The sequence below is a fragment of the Pseudomonas sp. TNT2022 ID642 genome, assembly GCF_028656995.1.
Lineage (GTDB): Bacteria > Pseudomonadota > Gammaproteobacteria > Pseudomonadales > Pseudomonadaceae > Aquipseudomonas.
The window spans coordinates 78,637-97,729 of sequence record NZ_JAMDGW010000036.1 but is presented as its reverse complement, the minus strand read 5'-3'; the positions used below and the strand labels follow the sequence as shown (position 1 = coordinate 97,729).

At 59.9% G+C, this 19,093-nt stretch carries 21 protein-coding genes and 1 tRNA gene; 6 read left to right on the top strand and 16 right to left on the bottom strand.

Going from position 1 to position 19,093, the window contains the following annotated elements:
• Positions 1 to 7: 7 nt before the first annotated feature.
• The 4 genes from M5G26_RS27195 to M5G26_RS27180 form a co-directional block, all read right to left on the bottom strand.
• A tRNA-Gln gene (locus M5G26_RS27195) sits at positions 8 to 82 on the bottom strand.
• Between the two features lie 36 nt (positions 83 to 118).
• Positions 119 to 970, bottom strand: a complete 852-nt coding sequence (gene ispE / locus M5G26_RS27190; protein WP_150693133.1) for a 4-(cytidine 5'-diphospho)-2-C-methyl-D-erythritol kinase — start codon at positions 968 to 970, stop codon at positions 119 to 121.
• A gap of 3 nt (positions 971 to 973) precedes the next feature.
• The gene (gene lolB, locus M5G26_RS27185; RefSeq protein WP_273916978.1) at positions 974 to 1,591 is read right to left on the bottom strand and encodes a lipoprotein insertase outer membrane protein LolB; all 618 of its coding nucleotides are present in this window, start codon (positions 1,589 to 1,591) and stop codon (positions 974 to 976) included.
• Between the two features lie 3 nt (positions 1,592 to 1,594).
• On the bottom strand, positions 1,595 to 3,319 hold the full coding sequence (locus tag M5G26_RS27180) for a tetratricopeptide repeat protein (RefSeq protein ID WP_110721189.1): 1,725 nt from the start codon (positions 3,317 to 3,319) through the stop codon (positions 1,595 to 1,597).
• A 182-nt stretch (positions 3,320 to 3,501) separates the two neighbouring features.
• On the opposite strand from M5G26_RS27180, the gene hemA reads away from it, so the two are divergent.
• From hemA to M5G26_RS27150, 6 genes are all read left to right on the top strand, one after another.
• Positions 3,502 to 4,788, top strand: a complete 1,287-nt coding sequence (gene hemA / locus M5G26_RS27175) for a glutamyl-tRNA reductase (RefSeq protein WP_134177942.1) — start codon at positions 3,502 to 3,504, stop codon at positions 4,786 to 4,788.
• Positions 4,785 to 5,867, top strand: coding sequence for a peptide chain release factor 1 (prfA, locus tag M5G26_RS27170; protein WP_038360919.1), 1,083 nt, complete (start codon positions 4,785 to 4,787; stop codon positions 5,865 to 5,867). Before hemA ends, prfA begins: the two co-directional genes overlap by 4 nt.
• Entirely contained in the window at positions 5,868 to 6,698 is an 831-nt protein-coding gene (gene prmC / locus M5G26_RS27165) for a peptide chain release factor N(5)-glutamine methyltransferase (RefSeq protein ID WP_273916977.1), read from the top strand.
• Positions 6,692 to 7,447, top strand: coding sequence for a molybdopterin-synthase adenylyltransferase MoeB (locus M5G26_RS27160; protein WP_134177944.1), 756 nt, complete (start codon positions 6,692 to 6,694; stop codon positions 7,445 to 7,447). Before prmC ends, M5G26_RS27160 begins: the two co-directional genes overlap by 7 nt.
• Positions 7,440 to 8,231 (top strand): glutamate racemase, encoded by a 792-nt coding sequence (gene murI / locus M5G26_RS27155; protein ID WP_273916976.1) that lies wholly within the window; start codon positions 7,440 to 7,442, stop codon positions 8,229 to 8,231. Before M5G26_RS27160 ends, murI begins: the two co-directional genes overlap by 8 nt.
• A 112-nt stretch (positions 8,232 to 8,343) precedes the next feature.
• Positions 8,344 to 8,862, top strand: coding sequence for an acyloxyacyl hydrolase (locus M5G26_RS27150; protein ID WP_038360929.1), 519 nt, complete (start codon positions 8,344 to 8,346; stop codon positions 8,860 to 8,862).
• A 95-nt stretch (positions 8,863 to 8,957) separates the two neighbouring features.
• Here the strand turns inward: M5G26_RS27150 and M5G26_RS27145 are convergent, their stop codons facing one another.
• From M5G26_RS27145 to M5G26_RS27090, 12 genes are all read right to left on the bottom strand, one after another.
• Entirely contained in the window at positions 8,958 to 9,263 is a 306-nt protein-coding gene (locus tag M5G26_RS27145) for a YkgJ family cysteine cluster protein (RefSeq protein ID WP_077574517.1), read from the bottom strand.
• A 53-nt stretch (positions 9,264 to 9,316) separates the two neighbouring features.
• Positions 9,317 to 9,808 (bottom strand): DUF2878 domain-containing protein, encoded by a 492-nt coding sequence (locus tag M5G26_RS27140; protein WP_273916975.1) that lies wholly within the window; start codon positions 9,806 to 9,808, stop codon positions 9,317 to 9,319.
• Positions 9,801 to 11,066 carry an SAM-dependent methyltransferase gene (locus tag M5G26_RS27135; RefSeq protein WP_273916974.1) on the bottom strand — a complete coding sequence of 422 codons (1,266 nt, stop codon included), beginning with the start codon at positions 11,064 to 11,066 and terminating at the stop codon, positions 9,801 to 9,803. Before M5G26_RS27135 ends, M5G26_RS27140 begins: the two co-directional genes overlap by 8 nt.
• Positions 11,053 to 11,868, bottom strand: a complete 816-nt coding sequence (locus M5G26_RS27130; protein WP_273916973.1) for a DUF1365 domain-containing protein — start codon at positions 11,866 to 11,868, stop codon at positions 11,053 to 11,055. Before M5G26_RS27130 ends, M5G26_RS27135 begins: the two co-directional genes overlap by 14 nt.
• Complete coding sequence (locus tag M5G26_RS27125; protein WP_273916972.1) at positions 11,865 to 13,112, bottom strand: NAD(P)/FAD-dependent oxidoreductase; 1,248 nt, start codon at positions 13,110 to 13,112, stop codon at positions 11,865 to 11,867. Before M5G26_RS27125 ends, M5G26_RS27130 begins: the two co-directional genes overlap by 4 nt.
• On the bottom strand, positions 13,109 to 13,891 hold the full coding sequence (locus tag M5G26_RS27120; protein ID WP_038360943.1) for an SDR family NAD(P)-dependent oxidoreductase: 783 nt from the start codon (positions 13,889 to 13,891) through the stop codon (positions 13,109 to 13,111). Before M5G26_RS27120 ends, M5G26_RS27125 begins: the two co-directional genes overlap by 4 nt.
• The gene (locus M5G26_RS27115; protein ID WP_273916970.1) at positions 13,888 to 14,310 is read right to left on the bottom strand and encodes a nuclear transport factor 2 family protein; all 423 of its coding nucleotides are present in this window, start codon (positions 14,308 to 14,310) and stop codon (positions 13,888 to 13,890) included. Before M5G26_RS27115 ends, M5G26_RS27120 begins: the two co-directional genes overlap by 4 nt.
• Positions 14,303 to 15,748: a deoxyribodipyrimidine photo-lyase gene (gene phrB, locus M5G26_RS27110; RefSeq protein ID WP_273916969.1), complete on the bottom strand. Its 1,446-nt coding sequence runs from the start codon at positions 15,746 to 15,748 to the stop codon at positions 14,303 to 14,305. Before phrB ends, M5G26_RS27115 begins: the two co-directional genes overlap by 8 nt.
• 20 nt (positions 15,749 to 15,768) lie before the next feature.
• Entirely contained in the window at positions 15,769 to 16,710 is a 942-nt protein-coding gene (locus tag M5G26_RS27105; RefSeq protein WP_122599140.1) for a MerR family transcriptional regulator, read from the bottom strand.
• Positions 16,710 to 17,672 carry a YbgA family protein gene (locus tag M5G26_RS27100; RefSeq protein ID WP_273916968.1) on the bottom strand — a complete coding sequence of 321 codons (963 nt, stop codon included), beginning with the start codon at positions 17,670 to 17,672 and terminating at the stop codon, positions 16,710 to 16,712. Before M5G26_RS27100 ends, M5G26_RS27105 begins: the two co-directional genes overlap by 1 nt.
• Before the next feature lie 180 nt (positions 17,673 to 17,852).
• Positions 17,853 to 18,071 carry a TIGR02450 family Trp-rich protein gene (locus M5G26_RS27095; RefSeq protein WP_007912847.1) on the bottom strand — a complete coding sequence of 73 codons (219 nt, stop codon included), beginning with the start codon at positions 18,069 to 18,071 and terminating at the stop codon, positions 17,853 to 17,855.
• Positions 18,068 to 19,054, bottom strand: a complete 987-nt coding sequence (locus tag M5G26_RS27090) for an NAD(P)/FAD-dependent oxidoreductase (RefSeq protein ID WP_134177955.1) — start codon at positions 19,052 to 19,054, stop codon at positions 18,068 to 18,070. Before M5G26_RS27090 ends, M5G26_RS27095 begins: the two co-directional genes overlap by 4 nt.
• Between the last annotated feature and the right edge of the window lie 39 nt (positions 19,055 to 19,093).

The window sequence follows — 19,093 nt, the reverse complement described above, 5'->3', positions numbered from 1 at the left end:
TAGAAAATGGCAGGGGCGGCTGGATTCGAACCAACGCATGGCAGGATCAAAACCTGCTGCCTTACCGCTTGGCGACGCCCCTGTATCTGTTGCATCAAGTGCCGAGCACCTGGTTCCTTTAGAGCAGACTTTGCAGCTTGCGGTGCAACATCGAAACGTTGCTGCCTTTGGCTACAAACCCTGTAAGGGTCTCTGTCAGAAGGGCCGAGACTTTATCAGCTTCAGCTTTGCTTGGGAAGCCCCCAAACACACAACTTCCAGTTCCGGTGAGCTTTGCTTCGGTAAATTTACCTAACAAATCCAATGCGTTACGTACTTCTGGATAACGCCTTGCAACCACCGGCAAGCAGTCATTTCGACTGTTTCCCTCGGGAACGGGGCGCACTTTAATGGGCGGCGTGTTACGTGTCAACAAAGGATCGGAAAAAATTTCTGCCGTACTAACAGAGACTTGCGGCACGAGCACCAGATACCACGGTTCTTCGGGATCCACCGGAGTGAGTTTTTCGCCCACGCCTTCGGCAAAAGCCGCGTGGCCACGGACGAAAACCGGTACGTCGGCACCCAGCGATAGGCCCAGTGCGGCCAGGCGATCTTCATCCCAACCCAACTGCCACAAATGATTCAGGCCCAGCAAAGTCGTCGCCGCATTCGAACTTCCGCCGCCGATGCCGCCGCCCATGGGCAGGACTTTATCGATCCAGATATCGATGCCGAGCTTACAGGCGGATTGTTGCTGGAGCATTTTTGCCGCACGCACGATCAGGTTGCTGTCATGCGGCACGCCAGTGAACTCGGTGTGCAGTTGAATCACACCGTCATCACGCACGGCAAAAGTGATTTCATCGCCGTAATCGACAAACTGAAACAGCGTCTGCAATTCGTGGTAACCGTCTTCACGGCGCCCGAGAATGTGCAGCATCAGATTCAGTTTGGCCGGCGAGGGCAGGGTCAGACGTGCAGCGGTCATCGGTTATTGCCCCAACTTGCGCGGTTGCCAGGTCTTGATCACCAGCGTCACGTCAAGATCAGTGCCGTGCAGCTTGATGCGCTCCGGCAACCAATAACCATTTTGTTCGGTGTAAGCGGTGTATTCGACTTTCCAGCCATCCTGTTCCAGGTTGGCCAGACGACTGTCGGCATCCAGGCTCAGGCGACTTTTGCTGTCCGGAGCGGGCAGGCCGCGCACCCACCAGGCCAGATTCGACACTGGCAGTTTCCAGCCAAGCTGTTCTTCGAGCAGGGCTTCCGGGGACTGCGATTCGTAGCGGCCCTGATTGGCAACTTCCAGCGAGACCTTGCCCGGACGCCCGGTCAGGCGTGCGGCGCCACGACCCAGCGGGCCGGACAAACGAATGTCGTAGTAGTCCTGACGTTGCAGCCAGAACAGCGTGCCGCTACCGGAATCTTTCGGTGCGCGGATGCCGATCTTGCCGTCGATCTGCCAGCCATCGAGGCCGGTCAGCTGTTGTTTGTTCGCGGCCCATTGAGCCGGGCTGCCGTGGCCCTCGACCGATTCGCGAGTGCCAAAACCCGAGCAGCCAGCGAGCAGGGCGATAAAGCTGAAAACAATTACGTGGCGCAAAAACATGAGTTAAAGAGTCTCGGATCCGGTCAGGCGCTTGATGGTGCTGCGCAGAATGGTGCTGTCGGGCTGATCCTTGAGGAATTTGCCCCAGATTTGTTTGGCTTCACGCTGGTTGCCCTTGGTCCACAACACTTCGCCCAGGTGCGCGGCGACTTCGTGATCAGGGAAGCGCTCCAGCGCCTGACGCAGGTATTTCTCGGCGTCATCCAGATTGCCCAGGCGGTAATTCACCCAGCCGAGGCTGTCGAGTACGGCCGGGTCTTCCGGATTGATCTGGTGTGCCTGCTCGATCAGCGCTTTGGCTTCAGCGTAGCGCGTGGTGCGATCGGACAAGGTGTAGCCGAGTGCGTTGAGCGCCATGGCGTTGTCCGGATCACGCTTGATGATCAGGCGCAGGTCTTTTTCCATTTGCGCCAGATCATTGCGTTTTTCCGCGAGCATGGCCCGGGTATAGAGCAGATTCAGATCGTCCGGGTATTGCAGCAAGGCTTGCTGCAAGACTTTCCAGGCCTTGTCGTCCTGTTTGTTGGCCGACAGGGTTTCCGATTCGATCAGGTACAACTGAATCGCGTAGTCCGGTTGTTCGTCGCGCTGGGCAGCGAGTTTGCTTTGCGCTTCAGCGGTCTTGCCGTTGTTCATCAGAATATCGGCCTGACGCAATTGCGCCGGCAGATAATCGTTGCCCGGGCCGACCTGGGCGTACTCGATGAGCGCGCCTTGCGGGTCGTTGCGTTCTTCAGCGATGCGACCGAGGTTCAGGTGCGCCGAATCGACGTGGCTTTCGCGGGCAATCAGGTCTTCCAGGTAACCCTTGGCCTCATCCCAGGCCTTCGCTTCCAGGCATACAAGTGCCAGCGAATAACGCAGTTCGTCGTCTTCAGGGTATTGCTGCACAAGGCTGGAGAACTCGGCCTTGGCGTCGTCCATCCGGTCCTGTTCAACCAGCATGCGCGCGTAAGTCAGGCGCAGGCGCTTGTCGTCCGGGTACTTCTTGATGCTTTTTTGCAGCAGAGGCAGCGCTTCGTCGCCTCGGTTGAGAATTTGCAGCAGGCGCGCGCGCAGCAGAATCGGCGCGATCTCGCCGTCATCCGGCGGATTGTCTTCGAGCAGGGCCAGTGCGCCTTTGTTGTCGCCGTCCTGTTGCAACAACAGGGCCTTGCCGAAAATCAGCTGGCTGTTGTTCGGATGGCGTTGCAACAAACGGTCGAAGCTTTTCATCAGACCGTTGCGGGTTTCCTGATCGGTATCCGCTGCCGACAGCGCGAGGAAGTCGAAATGGGTATCGCCCTTGCCCTGCAGGACCTTCTCCATATAAACCATGGAGTCGTCATAACGCCCTGCGCGGGCGAGTTGCACGGCGGCGGCGCGTTGCGCTTCGAGATCGTCCGGAGCGTTTTTTGCCCAGATCAGCGCGGTATCGAGGGCCGGTTGATCGGCGCCCAGATATTCGGCGATACGGAATGCGCGCTCGGAGACGCCCGGATCCTGGGTGTTGATGGCCTGGGTCACGTAGTTGTCCAGGGCAATGTCAAAACGATTGCGCTGGCCGGCGAGTTCGGCGCTCAACAGGCTGAAAACGGTTTCCTCGCTGAACGAGCTGTAAACCTTGGGCTTTTCAGGCGCGGGCGTGGTGTCTTCAACCGACGGCGTACCGTCCGGCGAAACGGGAGCCAAGGCCTGGCAGCCGCTGAGGAAGACAAAAGCGAGGAGCAACGCGGAAGATCTATTCATATAGGAAGAGGACGACTAACCTGCGGTCGGATCATCATGACACAAGCCTTCGGCCAAACATAACCGAGACTCAATTGTGCCCATTATAGGGGCTGACGATTGGGACAATAGTCAGCGGTAGTTGTTCTGAATCTTTCGAAGGTGGACAATTGCCGGCTTCACGTCACCATCAGCGACCTTGAATGGCCTTCCTTGCACTCGGTATCAACCACAAGACTGCTTCAGTAGACGTCCGCGAGCGCGTGGCTTTTACTCCTGAACAGCTGGTGGAGGCCTTGCAGCAGCTCTGCCGACTGACCGACAGCCGCGAAGCCGCGATCCTCTCCACCTGCAATCGCAGTGAGCTTTATATAGAACAGGATCAGCTTTCTGCCGATATCGTGCTGCGCTGGCTGGCCGACTATCACCATTTAAGCCTCGATGAGCTGCGCGCGAGTGCTTATGTGCATGAAGATGATGCGGCAGTTCGTCACATGATGCGTGTCGCCTCCGGGCTCGACTCGCTGGTGCTCGGCGAACCGCAGATTCTCGGTCAGATGAAGTCGGCTTACGCCGTGGCCCGCGAAGCCGGCACCATCGGCCCGCTGCTGGGGCGACTGTTCCAGGCCACGTTCAATGCCGCCAAACAGGTGCGCACCGACACCGCGATCGGTGAAAACCCGGTATCGGTGGCGTTTGCCGCCGTCAGTCTGGCCAAGCAGATTTTCAGTGATTTGCAGCGTAGCCAGGCTCTGCTGATTGGCGCCGGCGAGACCATCACCCTGGTCGCCCGTCATTTGCACGAGTTGGGGGTCAAGCGCATCGTCGTCGCTAACCGCACGCTGGAACGCGCCAGTCTGCTCGCCGAGCAGTTCGGCGCCCACGCAGTGTTGCTGTCGGACATCCCGGCAGAACTGGTGCGCAGCGATATCGTCATCAGTTCGACCGCCAGTCAGTTGCCGATCCTTGGCAAAGGCGCGGTAGAAAGCGCTTTGAAGTTGCGCAAACACAAACCGATCTTCATGGTCGACATCGCCGTTCCCCGGGATATCGAGCCGGAAGTCGGCGAGTTGGACGACGTTTACCTCTACAGCGTCGACGATCTCCACGAAGTGGTCGCCGAAAACCTCAAGAGCCGTCAGGGCGCAGCGCAAGCCGCTGAAGAGATGGTCTCGGTCGGTGCTGACGATTTCATGGTGCGCCTGCGGGAACTGGCGGCGGTCGATGTGCTCAAGGCCTATCGTCAACAGAGCGAACGTCTGCGCGACGAAGAGCTGCAAAAAGCCCTGCGTCTGCTGGCTAACGGCGCTAACGCCGAAGATGTGCTCGGGCAACTGGCCCGTGGTCTGACCAATAAACTCTTGCATGCGCCCAGCGTGCAATTGAAAAAGCTTTCTGCCGAAGGCCGCCTCGATGCGCTGGCCATGGCTCAGGAACTCTTTGCCCTCGAGGGCTCACCGGATAGCTTTTCGGATAAAAAACCGCAATGAAAGCGTCACTGCTCAATAAGCTGGACATCCTCCAGGACCGTTTCGAGGAACTGACCGCGCTGCTCGGCGACGGCGAAGTCATTGCCGATCAGGCCAAATTCCGCGCCTATTCCAAGGAATACGCCGAACTCGAGCCGGTGGTACAAGGCTATAAAAAGCTGCTCAGCGTACAAAGCGATCTTGAAGGCGCGCAGGCGCTGCTCAAGGACAGCGACCCGGACATGCGTGAAATGGCCGTGGAAGAAGTCCGCGAAGCCAAGGAATTGCTGATCACCCTGGAATCCGACCTGCAACGCATGTTGCTGCCCAAGGATCCGAATGACGGGCGTAACGTCTTCCTCGAAATTCGTGCTGGCACCGGTGGCGACGAGGCGGCGATCTTCTCCGGCGATTTGTTCCGCATGTACTCGCGTTACGCCGAGCGCCGTGGCTGGCGTGTCGAGATCCTTTCGGAAAACGAAGGCGAACACGGTGGCTATAAAGAAGTCATCGCCCGAATCGAAGGCGACAACGTTTACGGCAAGCTGAAATTCGAATCCGGTGCGCACCGCGTTCAGCGTGTACCCGCCACCGAATCCCAGGGCCGTATCCACACCTCGGCCTGCACCGTGGCGGTGTTGCCCGAGCCCGACGAGCGCGAAGCCATCGAGATCAACCCGGCGGATTTGCGCGTCGACACCTTCCGCTCCTCCGGGGCCGGTGGTCAGCACGTCAACACCACCGACTCGGCGATCCGCATCACGCACATACCGACCGGCACCGTCGTCGAGTGTCAGGAAGAACGTTCCCAGCACAAGAACCGTGCCCGTGCGATGGCCTGGTTGTCGGCCAAGCTCAACGATCAGCAAACCGCTGCGGCGGCCAATGCGATCGCCAGCGAGCGTAAATTGCTGGTGGGCTCCGGTGACCGTTCCGAGCGGATTCGCACCTATAACTTTGCCCAGGGCCGGGTCACCGACCATCGCGTCAACCTGACCCTGTACTCGCTGGATGAAATCCTCGCCGGTGGCGTCGAGGCGGTGATCGAGCCGTTGCTGGCCGAATACCAGGCTGACCAACTCGCCGCGATAGGTGAATAAATGACCATCATTGCCAGCCTGTTGCGCGCCGCCGAACTGCCGGACTCGCCCACGGCGCGTCTGGACGCCGAATTGCTTCTTGCCGCCGCGCTGGGCAAGTCGCGCAGTTTTCTGCACACCTGGCCCGAGCGCATCGTGCCGAGTGAAGCAGCGCTGACTTTTGCCGAGTACCTGCAACGCCGTCGTGGCGGTGAGCCGGTGGCCTACATTCTTGGCCAACAGGGTTTCTGGAAAATCGATCTGGAAGTCGCGCCGCACACATTGATTCCGCGTCCGGACACTGAATTGCTGGTGGAAGCCGCGCTGGAATTGCTCCCCGCGACGCCGGCCAAAGTGCTCGACCTCGGCACTGGCAGCGGTGCGATCGCATTGGCCTTGGCCAGCGAACGTCCGGCGTGGAAAGTCACCGCCGTGGATCGCGTACTCGAAGCCGTGGCCTTGGCCGAACGCAATCGTCAGCGTCTGCATTTGAACAACGCCACGGTGCTGAGCAGTCATTGGTTCAGCGCACTGGAAGGTCAGCGTTTCCAGTTGATCATCAGCAATCCGCCGTACATCGCGGCCGCCGATCCGCATCTGGTCGAAGGCGATGTGCGCTTCGAGCCGACCAGCGCATTGGTCGCCGGTGAAGACGGGCTCGACGATCTGCGTCTGATCGTTGCGCAGGCCCCGGAACATCTGGAGGCCGCTGGCTGGCTGATGCTCGAACACGGCTATGATCAAGCCGAAGCCGTGCGTGATCTGCTGTTGACGCGCGGTTTCGAAGAAGTCCACAGCCGCACCGATCTGGGCGGTCATCAACGCATCAGTCTGGGGCGCCTGCCGTGCTGAATGATCAGGAATTGCTGCGCTACAGCCGGCAGATTCTGCTGCAACACATCGACATCGACGGGCAGTTGAAGCTCAAGGCCAGTCGCGTGCTGATCGTCGGCCTCGGCGGTCTCGGCGCGCCGGTGGCGTTGTACCTCGCAGCGGCGGGTGTCGGTGAACTGCACCTCGCAGATTTCGACACGGTCGATCTGACCAACCTGCAACGCCAGATCATTCATGACACCGACAGCGTCGGTATGAGCAAGGTCGACTCGGCGCTCAAGCGTCTGACCGCGATCAATCCCGAGATCCAACTGATCGCCCATCGTCAGGCGCTCGACGAGGATTCTCTCGCGGCTGCCGTGGCGGCGGTGGATCTGGTGCTCGACTGTTCCGATAATTTCTCCACCCGCGAAGCGGTCAACGCTGCATGTGTAGCTGCGTGTAAACCGTTGGTCAGCGGCGCGGCGATTCGACTCGAAGGGCAGTTGTCGGTGTTCGACCCGCGTCGTGCCGAGAGCCCTTGCTACCACTGTTTATACGGGCACGGCAGCGAAGCTGAACTGACCTGCAGCGAGGCCGGTGTGGTCGGTCCGCTGGTGGGTCTGGTCGGCAGCCTGCAAGCGCTTGAGGCCTTGAAGGTGCTGGTCGGTTTCGGCGAACCGCTGGTGGGGCGTTTGCTGTTGATCGATGCCCTCGGTTCGCGTTTCCGCGAGTTGCGCGTCAAGCGTGATCCGGGTTGCAGCGTCTGTGGTTCGCGCCATGCGTGAAGCGCCGATCGGCGTGTTCGACTCCGGTGTCGGCGGCTTGTCGGTGCTGGCGGAAATCCAGCGTTTGCTGCCCAATGAATCGCTGCTCTATGTCGCCGATTGCGGGCACATTCCCTACGGTGAGAAAACCCCGGAGTTCATTCGTCAGCGTTGCAGCGTGATGGCCGGTTTTTTCCGTGAACAGGGCGCCAAGGCGTTGGTGCTGGCCTGCAATACCGCGACGGTCGCGGGCGTTGCTGACTTGCGTCGTGATTTTCCCGACTGGCCGATTGTCGGTATGGAGCCTGCGGTCAAACCTGCCGCCGCCGCGACCCGCAGCGGTGTGGTCGGCGTGCTCGCCACCACCGGCACATTGCAGAGCGCCAAGTTCGCTGCGTTGCTGGATCGTTTCGCCACTGACGTTCGTGTAATCACCCAGCCGTGTCCCGGCCTTGTCGAGTTGATTGAAAGCGGCGATCTGCACAGCGCCGAGTTGCGCCAGTTGCTGCAAGGTTACGTCGAGCCGCTGTTGGCCAGCGGTTGCGACACGATCATTCTGGGCTGCACCCACTATCCCTTTCTCAAGCCGATGCTCAAGTTGATGATCCCTGCGGACATCAGTCTGATCGATACCGGTGCTGCTGTAGCGCGGCAACTTCAGCGGCTTTTGTCTGAGCGCGATTTGCTCGCTGCCGGCCCGAACCAACCAGTCAGATTCTGGACCAGCGCCGATCCTGCGTACTTCAAAAACATCCTGCCACTGCTCGGCCAAAACGCTGGTGAAGTGCAAAACTTCGACTTGTAAAAAAATTGTGAAATAACTAAAAAATCAGCTGAACTTCTAAGCAGGCGCCAGCTTCTATAGCGAAGAGTTATCTAGAAAATCAAACGTTCGTTCCGGAAAAGGAAGTTTCAACGTGAAGCGACTATTCTGCTTGGCTGCGATTGCGGCCGCACTGATGGGGCAAAGTTTTACTGCACAAGCGGCAGGTGTGGAGTTCGCGGTGGGGGCCACCAGCGATTCGACCATGACGTACCGCCTGGGCATGAATTTCGATTGGGACAAGAGCTGGCTGCAGAGTGATGTCGGTCGCCTGACCGGTTACTGGAGCGGTGCTTACACTTACTGGGAAGGTGACAAGACCTCCAGTAACAACAGCCTGTCGTTCTCGCCGGTATTTGTTTACGAGTTTGCCGGTCAGTCGGTCAAACCGTATATCGAAGCGGGGATTGGTGTGGCGGCTTTCTCCAACACCAAGTACGAATCCAATAACCTTGGCGGCTCTTTCCAGTTTGAAGACCGTTTCGGTTTTGGTCTGCGTTTCAATGGCGGGCATGAAGTCGGAATTCGTGCGACGCACTATTCCAACGCTGGTCTTGCCAGTGACAACGACGGTGTAGAAAGTTACTCGCTGCACTACACGTTGCCGTTGTAAGCACGATCAAAAGATCGCAGCCTTCGGCAGCTCCTACAGGTGAAACACATTCCCATGTAGGAGCTGCCGAAGGCTGCGATCTTTTGTTTTTGGGATCACCGGTAAGCCGTGGTGATGCCTTTGCGCTCTTCAATGCACTCCGGCGCGCCCATCTCGAACTCGCGGCAGATCAGCGGGCGTTTCTCATAGATCGTGCACATCATCGTGTCGCGATCCAGCGCCGCGCACCAGCCGTCGTCCAGACGCAGCATCACTTCACCACCCCACTCATCGGTATCGATAAAGCGATCGGGCACGCCAGTGTCGGTGATCAGCATCACTTCGAGCTGGCAACAGCACGCCGCGCAGGTCGAACAAGTGACCGCCGGTTCCGTGATTTGTTGGTGGGGAATGGTCTTCATGGCCGGCAGTGTAAGGCAGTGGCCGGCATGCGTGTGAAAGGTCTGACAGACGCTCATTGAGTCAGCCGTCGCGCCATCGCATGCAGCAGCGGAAACAGCAGCGCCCAGAGCAGGCCGATACCGATCAGCGTCGGTAACTCGCCAAAGGGAAATTGCACCCCGGCCAGGCGTCCGCCAGCGTAATACGACAGTGCTCCGCCGACCGCGCCAAGCACACTCGCCAGCCACCAGGGCCGGGCGCTCCAGGCCAGGCAATGGCGCAACGTGGTTGCCAGCAATGCCCAGAGCAGCATCAGCCACAGCGGAATCAGCGGCGACTGATCCTGAAACTCGAACACCCCGACACCACGCAACAAACTGTCCACAGCGGTGCCGACAATTACTATGCTCAAAATCAAACGACCCTCAGCCGCCCAGCTGCTGATCCAGCGCAGATGGATCACCAGCACCGCCAGCGCGACCAGCAACCACAAACTGTTGCCGCCGAGCACGCAGGTCAGCCAGCCGATCTGGAACAGCACGGCATTGGCCACACGCTCAAGCATCGAAGCGTCCGAGCAGCGGCGCAGTCATCGCGGCCGGTTTGGCCAGCAACAGTTGTGCGGTGCCGATGGTGCGTTCGAGGAAACCGCCCTCGCAGTAACACAGGTAAAACTCCCACAGCCGCAGGAAATAATCGTCATAGCCCAGTTCGGTGAGACGGCCATGGGCGCGGCGGAAGTTCTCATGCCACAGGCGCAGGGTGCGGGCGTAGTGCAGGCCGAAATCTTCCATGTGCAACAGGTTCATGTCGGTGTCGCGGCCGACCACTTCGAGCATTTTCTGCACGCAGGGCAGGGCGCCGCCGGGGAAGATGTAGCGCTGGATGAAATCGACACCGCGCTTGGCCTGTTCATAGCGTTGTTCGCGGATGGTGATGGCCTGGATCAGCATCAGGCCGTTGCTCTTGAGCAACTGCGCGCACTGTTTGAAGTAGGTCGGCAAAAAGCGATGACCGACGGCTTCGATCATCTCGATCGACACCAGTTTGTCGTATTCGCCGGTCAGGTCGCGGTAGTCCTTGAGCAGCAGCGTGACCCGATCCTGCAAGCCCAGCTGTTCAATGCGTTTTGCGGTAAACGCGTACTGCTCTTTCGACAGAGTCGTGGTGGTCACGCGGCAGCCGTAATGTTGCGCGGCATACAGCGCCATGCTACCCCAGCCGGTGCCGATCTCCAGCAAATGGTCGCTGGGTTGGAGCGCGAGCTTCTGACAGATCCGCTCGAGTTTGTTCAGTTGCGCCTGTTCGAGGCTGTCTTCCGGGGTGAGGAATTGCGCTGCGGAATACATCATGGTCGGGTCGAGAAACTGCTCGAACAGGTCGTTGCCCAGATCGTAGTGTGCGGCGATGTTCTTCTGCGAACCCTTGCGCGTGTTGCGATTCAGCCAGTGCAGGCCTTGCACCAACGGCCGGCTGAGACGGGCCAGACCACGCTCCATGGCATCGAGCACGTCGAGGTTGCTGACGAACACGCGCACCACCGCGGTCAGATCCGGCGAACTCCAATAGCCGTGGATAAAGGCCTCGCCGGCACCAATCGAACCATTGCCGGCGACCATGCCCCAGACGGCCGGATCCGTCACATGGATTTCCCCGAGCAACGCACTGCCCGGCGTGCCGAACATCAGCCGTTCGCCATCCTCGACCACCAGCAGTTGCCCGTGTTTGAGCTGCGCCAATTGGCGCAACACGCCGCGACGCAGCAGCGATCCGGTCACACCGTTGGTGCTGAACCGACTGACCGACAGACTAGAGGATTTCATGGCGGTGCTCCTTGGGAGGCACAGTGGCGGTTTGAAAGCTGCCGTCGGCAGTCTGATGAGCAAAGATCGGTGCGCGTTTGAGCAGCAGTCGCAGCGCTTGCCAGTAAATGGCCAAGGCGGTTTTTGCGGTCATCCACGGAAACCGCCGCAAGTAACGATGCAGGCTGCGACGGTCGAGGCTTTCGCGTTGCAGATTCAACGTCGCGTCGAACAGTTTGTGCTCGCCCTGCCAGTCGGCCATGTGCACGCCGAGGGTTTGCGCGGCGGGGCTGAAGCTCATGCGGTATTCGAGGTCGCGCGGCAAAAACGGCGAAACGTGAAAAGCCTTGGCCACGGCGAAGTGCTGATGGAAATCCTGCAGATTGACCGGCGGGCGCGCCGGCAACACATAGTGATAACGCTCGCGCCACGGCGTGTTGGTGACTTCGCAGACAATTGCCGCCAGTTGCCCGTCCGCCTCATGGCAGTAAAAGAAACTCACCGGGTTGAACGACAGCCCCCAACTGCGTGGCTGGGTCAGCAGGCAGATCGAGCCTTGCGGTTCGTGGCCGATGGCGATGCCGACCTGCTGGCGTACGGCATCGATCAGGCGTATGCCACGGCCGGTAAAGGTCTTCAGGTAGTCAGTCTCGCGAAATGAAAACGGCGCAAAACGGCTACGTCCGGCCAGCGGCGACAGTGCAAGCACCGCGTCCTGTTCGCTGAGATCGAGGTAGAGCAAACCGATCCGGTAGCGGAATTCATGGCGGCGCGGGGAAAAACGCCGATGGCCGATCCAGCCGCTGTACAGGGCGCTGTTCATAAGGTTTCCCCGAACGCAGCGGCCACGCGCAAGGCGCTGACCACACCGTCCTCATGAAAACCATTGGCCCAGTAAGCGCCGCAATAATGCGTGTGCTGCGCGCCATCCAGTTCGCCCCAGCGCTCCTGTGCCGCCACCGCCGCGAGGCTGAATTGCGGGTGGGCGTAGGTGTAACGGGCGAGCACTTTGTCCGGGCTGATGCCGGCACTCTGATTGAGGCTGACGCAGAACGTGGTGTCGCTCTGAATGCCCTGCAGAATGTTCATGTCGTAGGTGACGGCGGCGTGGGTGTGACCGGCGCCGCTGAGCCGATAGTTCCAGCTCGCCCAGGCCAGTTTGCGCGTCGGCAACAAAAGCGTATCGGTGTGCAGCACCACTTCATTGTCGGCGTAGGGCAGGGCACCGAGGATCGCGCGTTCGGCATCGCTGGGGACTGCCAGCAGTTTCAGCGCCTGGTCGCTGTGACAGGCGAACACCACTCGATCGAAATGCTCAAGGCCTGCCGGGCTGTGGATAACTACGCCATGCACATCGCGATCAACCCGGGTTACCGGGCAATTGAGCCGAATCCTGTCTTTGAACGCGGCCGTCAGCGGCGCGATATAGGCGCTTGAGCCGCCTTCGATGACTTGCCATTGCGGCCGATCGCTGACAGACAAAAGCCCATGGTTTTTGAAAAACCGTACAAAAAACTGCAGCGGGAAGTTGAGCATTTCTGCCATCGGCATCGACCAGATCGCCGAACCCATCGGCACGATGTAATGCAGGATGAAGCGTTCACCGTAACCGCCGGCCTTGAGGTATTCATCGAGGGTTGTGTCAGCGGCGATGCGCAGTTCAACCAGGTCGCGCTGGGCTTCTTTATTGAAGCGCAGAATGTCGCGCAACATGCCCCAGAACCCCGGCGACAACAGATTGCTGCGCTGGGCGAAGAGGCTGTTGAGGTTGTTGCCGTTGTATTCCAGGCCGGTGTCCGGGTCGGTCACCGAGAAACTCATTTCGGTCGGTTTGAACGCCACGCCGAGCTGGCCGAGCAAGCGGATAAAGTTCGGGTAAGTCCAGTCATTGAAGACGATGAAACCGGTGTCCACGGCGTACTGCCGTTCTGCGACGGTCACGTCCACGGTGTGCGTGTGGCCACCGACCCAGTCGCCGGCCTCGAACACCGTCACTTCATGCCGGCGATTAAGCAGGTAGGCGCAGGTAAGCCCGGCGATGCCGCTGCCGACGATGGCGATTTTCATGTCGGATCCGTCAGCGGAGGCGATTTGCGCACCATGCGCTTGCCGATCGCCAGTTGCACGCGTGCCGGCAGTTTCGACAGCGGCCACAACGCGGCCATGAACAGCGCCGGAAAGGCGATCTCCAGCGGCCGGTCCTTGAGCTTGGCGAAGATGTGCCGCGCGGCTTTATCCACAGGCCAGCTCAAGGGCATCGGGAAATCGTTTTTGGCGGTCAGTGGTGTTTCAACGAAACCCGGGCTGACCACGGTGACTTCAATGCCTTCGTCGGCCAGATCGATGCGCAACGACTCGAACAGGTAGCGCAAACCAGCCTTCGACGCGCCATAGGCTTCGGCCCGTGGCAGCGGCAGGTAAGTCACTGAGCTGGCGACGCCGATCAGATGCGGCGCGGTGCCTTTGCGCAGCAGCGGCAGCGCGGCTTCGATGCAATAACTGCTGGCGAGCAGGTTAGTGCGCACCACATGCTCGATGATCGAGGAATCGAACTGCTTGGCGTCGACATATTCGCAGGTGCCGGCGTTGAGAATCACCGAGTCCAGCGAACCCCAGTCGGCGGCGATCTGCTCACCGATTTCGCGAACCGTCTGGCTGTTGGTCAGGTCACCGGGCACTACCAAAACCTGCCCCGGATAGCGTTGCGACAAGACCTTGAGCGGGGCGACCTGACGGGAACTGACTGCCAGATGCGCACCGGTTTTCAGGATCTCTTCAGCCAGCGCCGCGCCGATGCCACTGCTGGCCCCGGTCAACCAATAACGCCGTGGAGGTGTACGACTCATCCCATTCTCCTTTTCAGCCAGGCAATGACCCGGCCCAATACTGGCAAGTGTTCATACAGCAGCGCCCCGGCATCGAAGTAATCCCGGTGGCGATAAACCTTGTCACGCCAGAGCAGATGCGAGCAGCCGCTGACGCGAATCACGCGGCCATTCGCCAAGCGCGGATGGCGATAGCTCATGACCCAGCGCAAATAGCCTTCGCCGTCGCTGATCTGATCGAAACCATGAAAGTCGAAACGCAGTTCGCTGACGTTGGCGTATAGCTCGCCGAAATAGTCGCGTAACTGCGCCAGACCCTGCACCTCGTGCAGCGGGTCGGTGAAATGAATGTCATCGCTGTACAGCTCGCCCAGGCATTGCAGGTTGTCTTTGTTCAACGCTGAAAATTGCCGGGCGAAGCGGCGCAGGAATTCACTCATCATCGCCTCCTGAGGACGCACGCGAAGGCAGGTTCTTGAAGGCCGCCAAAGCGCGCTGACGCGAGGTGCTGAGGTTGACGATCGGCGAGGGATAGTCCGCCGCGCCGAACAAACCGCCGACGTCGGCCGGGTTGTGCACTTCTTTCTTGTTGAGGCCGGCCAGTTCCGGCAGCCAGTGCTTGATGAACAGGCCTTCGCTGTCGAATTTTTCCGACTGGCTCAGCGGGTTGAATATGCGGAAATAAGGCGCCGAATCGGTGCCCGTCGACGAACTCCATTGCCAGCCACCGTTGTTCGCCGCCAAGTCGCCATCAATCAGGTGGCGCATGAAAAAGCGTTCGCCTTCGCGCCAGTCGATCAGCAGGTTTTTGGTCAGAAACATCGCCACGATCATGCGCAGGCGATTGTGCATCCAGCCGGTTTCGAGCAGTTGGCGCATCGCGGCGTCGATGATCGGCAGACCGGTACGCGCTTCTTGCCACGCGGCGAGATCGTCCGGCGCATCACGCCAGGCCAGCGCTTCGGTTTCCTGACGGAAGGCGCGGTGTCGCGAGACCCGTGGATAGCCGACCAGAATGTGCTTGTAGAACTCGCGCCACAGCAGCTCGTTGATCCAGGTGACCGCGCCGACCTTACCGCTCTCGAACTCGCCCTGATTACTTTGCAGGGCGGCGTGCAGGCATTGCCGTGGCGAAATCACGCCGGCCGCGAGATACGCCGAGAGCTGACTGGTGCCGGGCTTGGCCGGGAAGTCGCGTTCGCTCTGGTAGTAGTCGATCTGCGCGTCGGTGAAGGTGTCGAGACGGCGCCGGGCTTCCTTTTCGCCGGCGGGCCATAGATCGCGCAAGGTCTGGCTCGGCGTCGAGAAACCCTTAACCGAGTCGGGAATCGGATCGCTGCTGACCTCAAGTTTTTCCTGTTTGCCGGGAGCTTTAACCAGCGCCGGCATCGAGCGATGCAGGCGTTCGTAACAGACTTTGCGAAACTGGCTGAACACCTTGAAGTAGCTGTCGGTCTTGGTCAGCACCGTGCCGGGCTTGAACAGCAACTGGTCGAGATAGCTGTGAAAGGTGATGCCCTCGGCCTTCAATGTTTCGCCTACCGCTGCATCGCGACGGCTTTCATGGACGCCATATTCTTCATTGACGTGAACCGCCGCTATCTTCAGTTGCCGGCAGAGCTTGAGCAGTTCCGCCGGGGCTTGATCCCAATGGCTTGCAGTGCGAATCAGCAACGGGATATTCAGTTGGCCAAGGCTCGCGCTCAACTCACGCAGGTTGCGCAACCAGAAGTCGACCTTGCACGGCGCATCGTCATGCTCTAGCCATTGCTGCGGGCTCAACAGGTACACGGCGACCGCCGGGCCGCGCGCTGCGGCGGCTGCGAGAGCGGTGTTGTCATGTTGGCGCAAGTCGCTGCGCAGCCAGATCAATTGCATGTCGGCACTCACTGCGTCCATTAGATCAGCCCACGCTGAACGAGTACCTGGTGCGCCAGCAGCGCGTCTTCAGCCAGGAACACATCAGCCATCTCGGAAGTTCTTACGGACAACTCGGCGTGGTGGATGCATACCGTTGGTCCGACCAGCATTTTCGGGCAGCTGACTCCGTTCAATAGTTTCGGCAACTGCGCAAGGTTCATGGCTTTGCTGGAATACAGCAGTACGCCACGGGCTTGCAGATGTTCGACCGCCAGCGCCAGTTCGGCGGCCGGCAGCGGCCAGTCAAACACTTGCACCGGACAATCGGCGCTGCTGATCAGCCACGCGCACAGCCACAGATGAGGTTCCAGTGGCAGGTCGGAATGGTTGATCAACAACAGCGGGGCGCCATGCAACTGACGATTGTTATGGTAGATGCGTGTGCCGAATTTGCTGCGGAGCCACGAATAAAAGAACACCCGCTCCATTTGCGCGCCGAACTGGCCCTGCCAACGCTGCTCCAGTTCCGCCAGCAGCGGCATCAGCAATTGCTCGCACAGCGTGCGTGGCGGGTAGAGCGCCATGGCCTGATTGACGCTGTCGTCGAGGCTGCGTTCATTGAGCTGCGTGACGGCGGCAAGCAGGGTTTGGCGTAAGCGCTGCCAGTCGTTTTCCACCGATTCGCTGAACGCCTGCGGTGCGTCGAGCAGCGGTTTGACCTGACTGACGGCAACACCACGGTTGAGCCAGGTGAGGATGGTCAGAATTTGCTGAACATGTTCGGCCGAATACAGCCGGTGGCCCTTGGGCGTGCGTTGCGGCACGACCAGCCCGTAGCGGCGCTCCCACGCACGCAGGGTGATCGCATTGACGCCGGTCTGCCGCGCGACTTCGCGAATCGGCAGCCAACCCTCGTCGAGGGCTTTTTTAAAATCCGCGCCAAGGTCTTCCTGGGCGCTGGTATCCATTTTGTCGTTCATTAGATTGCGTTTCGCAGGCTGAGGTTTTCCGGGTGCGGTTGCAGGTAAACCTGTTGCGCGATGTACGAATCCGGATGGAGGCGAAAGTGATGCTTGAGCAGCGTCAACGGCACCACCAGCGGCACGATGCCCTGGCGGTACTGGCCGATGACGTGTTGCATTTCCTGTTTGTCTTCGGCGCTGATTACCTGTTTCAGATAACCGCTGATGTGCAGCAGCACGTTGCAGTGCGTGCCACGGGTGGCGCATTTTTTCAATGCTGCCATCAGCTCGCTGAAGTAGTGCGGGCCGAGTTTGGCGGGATCGGTGTGAGCCATATTGCCCAACAGCTTGCCCAGCGCCTTGTATTGCAGGGGGTTGTGCGCCATCAGCAGGTATTTGTAGCGCGAGTGGAACTCGGTGAGGGCGCGGCGGCTCAGACCTTTCGCGAGGACTTGCTGCCATTCGCTGTAAGCGAATACGCGGGTGATGAAGTTCTCGCGCAGCACCGGGTCGTTGAGGCGCCCGGCTTCTTCCACGGGCAGATCCGGATGCCGTGCGCAGAACGCCTGGGCATAAATGCCGCGTCCGCCGCCATTCACCGGGGCGCCGTTGGCGTGGTAGACCTTGACCCGTTCCAGTCCGCAGGACGGCGATTGCTGCATGAAGATGTAGCCGCAGATGTCATCGAGTTCGGCGGCCATTTTCTCGCCGTATTCGGCCAGTGGCTGGGTGACGTTGATCGCCCGGTTCACCGTGCCGACCGCTTGTGGATGCTCAGCGTCGCCGACGAGGCGGATGGGTTCGCGCGGGATGCCCAGGCCGATGGCTACTTCGGGGCATACGGGGACAAAATCGAAATGCTCGGTGAGGGTGCGGCTGCACAGGCGCGATTCCTTGTGTCCACCGTTGTAGCGCACCTCGGCACCCAGCAGGCAGGCGCTGATGGCGATTTTTGGTTTGGCTACGCAGGTATCTGACATGGGCACCTCGAATCTATACCTATACAGAGATCAATCTCTGTACAACATTGGCTTAGCATAGATTCAAAGGTGTACAAGTCAAATCATTTGTACAACTTTCTGCAGGAGCTGCCGAAGGCTGCGATCTTTTGATGTTGTGGTTGTAAAGCAAAATCAAAAGATCGCAGCCTTCGGTAGCTCCTACATGAGCCAACCGATTTTCCAGTGAGTGCTGTTTTGTAGCGCTTGCCAATCGAGGCGTTCAGCACGCTTGGTCAACACCGCCTGCAACTCGACTTCCAGCACTGTGCCTTCCTCGTCGCGAAACAACTCGGTCACCAGAAAATGTTTTTCACGATTCTGCGGCTGTGCTGCTGTCCATTTCGACAGCAGCAATTTTTGCGGATTGATGCGGTTCATTGCAGGTGTTCGTGCAAGCGTCGCGCAGCTTCCTGGCCACTGAGCCAAGCGCCTTCGACGCGCCCGGACAGGCACCAGTCGCCGCAGGCGTACAGGCCCAGATCGGCATCGGCCAGCGTGCCCCATTCGTGGCCCGTCGCGGGTCGCGCATAGAGCCAGCGGTGGGCGAGGCTGAAGCTCGGCGCGGGCATGGCGCTGTGCAGCAACTCGGCAAAGGCGCCGTGCAGTTGCTCGATCACCGCTTCCTTGGACAAGTCGATGTGTTGCCGGCTCCACGCGCTGGTGGCATGCAGCACCCAAGTGTCGAGGGTGTTGTCGCGCCCCGGTTTGCTGCGGTTGCGCGCCAGCCAGTCGAGCGGGCTGTCCTGCACGAAGCAACCTTCGATGGGCGTATCCAGCGGCGTCTCAAAAGCGAGGGCAACGGCCCAGGTTGGCTCCATTTTCACCCCGGCAGCGGCCCCGGCAAGCTTCGGCGCGGCGGCCAGCAAAGCAGTCGCTTGCGGTGCCGGCGTGGCGATCACGACGTGGCTGAACGGGCCGTGTGTAAAGCCCTCGGCGTCCTGCAGATGCCAGTGTTCCTCGCCGCGATAAACCTCGGTGATGCGACAGGCGAAATGCACCTCCAGGCCATCGAGCAAGCCACGGGTGATGGCGCTCATGCGCGGCGCACCGACCCAGCGGGTCTGTTCGTCCGGCGACAGATTCAACTGCCCGCCCTGATAGGTGTAGAGCTGCGGCGTCCACTCGGCGACCCAGCCCTGGCTTTGCCAACGCTGAACTTCAGTGACGAAGCGGCGGTCGCGGGCGGTGAAATATTGCGCGCCCATGTCCAGCGAGCCTGCGTCGCTGCGCTTGCTCGACATGCGTCCGCCGCTGCCGCGACTTTTATCGAACAATTGCACGGTATGCCCTGTCTCTGTCAGAGCCTGGGCGGCGGAAAGTCCGGCGATGCCGGTGCCGATGATTGCGATAGGTACAGTCATAGGGGCCTCGTTTACCTTTCTGTACAGACTACGCCGTGG

Excerpts from the sequence above, each read along its gene's own strand:
- ispE (WP_150693133.1), bottom strand. The coding sequence starts at position 970 with ATGACCGCTGCACGTCTGACCCTGCCCTCGCCGGCCAAACTGAATCTG.
- lolB (WP_273916978.1), bottom strand. The coding sequence starts at position 1,591 with ATGTTTTTGCGCCACGTAATTGTTTTCAGCTTTATCGCCCTGCTCGCT.
- M5G26_RS27180 (WP_110721189.1), bottom strand. The coding sequence starts at position 3,319 with ATGAATAGATCTTCCGCGTTGCTCCTCGCTTTTGTCTTCCTCAGCGGC.
- hemA (WP_134177942.1), top strand. The coding sequence starts at position 3,502 with ATGGCCTTCCTTGCACTCGGTATCAACCACAAGACTGCTTCAGTAGAC.
- prfA (WP_038360919.1), top strand. The coding sequence starts at position 4,785 with ATGAAAGCGTCACTGCTCAATAAGCTGGACATCCTCCAGGACCGTTTC.
- prmC (WP_273916977.1), top strand. The coding sequence starts at position 5,868 with ATGACCATCATTGCCAGCCTGTTGCGCGCCGCCGAACTGCCGGACTCG.
- murI (WP_273916976.1), top strand. The coding sequence starts at position 7,440 with ATGCGTGAAGCGCCGATCGGCGTGTTCGACTCCGGTGTCGGCGGCTTG.
- M5G26_RS27145 (WP_077574517.1), bottom strand. The coding sequence starts at position 9,263 with ATGAAGACCATTCCCCACCAACAAATCACGGAACCGGCGGTCACTTGT.
- M5G26_RS27140 (WP_273916975.1), bottom strand. The coding sequence starts at position 9,808 with ATGCTTGAGCGTGTGGCCAATGCCGTGCTGTTCCAGATCGGCTGGCTG.
- M5G26_RS27135 (WP_273916974.1), bottom strand. The coding sequence starts at position 11,066 with ATGAAATCCTCTAGTCTGTCGGTCAGTCGGTTCAGCACCAACGGTGTG.
- M5G26_RS27130 (WP_273916973.1), bottom strand. The coding sequence starts at position 11,868 with ATGAACAGCGCCCTGTACAGCGGCTGGATCGGCCATCGGCGTTTTTCC.
- M5G26_RS27125 (WP_273916972.1), bottom strand. The coding sequence starts at position 13,112 with ATGAAAATCGCCATCGTCGGCAGCGGCATCGCCGGGCTTACCTGCGCC.
- M5G26_RS27120 (WP_038360943.1), bottom strand. The coding sequence starts at position 13,891 with ATGAGTCGTACACCTCCACGGCGTTATTGGTTGACCGGGGCCAGCAGT.
- M5G26_RS27115 (WP_273916970.1), bottom strand. The coding sequence starts at position 14,310 with ATGAGTGAATTCCTGCGCCGCTTCGCCCGGCAATTTTCAGCGTTGAAC.
- phrB (WP_273916969.1), bottom strand. The coding sequence starts at position 15,748 with ATGCAATTGATCTGGCTGCGCAGCGACTTGCGCCAACATGACAACACC.
- M5G26_RS27105 (WP_122599140.1), bottom strand. The coding sequence starts at position 16,710 with ATGAACGACAAAATGGATACCAGCGCCCAGGAAGACCTTGGCGCGGAT.
- M5G26_RS27100 (WP_273916968.1), bottom strand. The coding sequence starts at position 17,672 with ATGTCAGATACCTGCGTAGCCAAACCAAAAATCGCCATCAGCGCCTGC.
- M5G26_RS27095 (WP_007912847.1), bottom strand. The coding sequence starts at position 18,071 with ATGAACCGCATCAATCCGCAAAAATTGCTGCTGTCGAAATGGACAGCA.
- M5G26_RS27090 (WP_134177955.1), bottom strand. The coding sequence starts at position 19,054 with ATGACTGTACCTATCGCAATCATCGGCACCGGCATCGCCGGACTTTCC.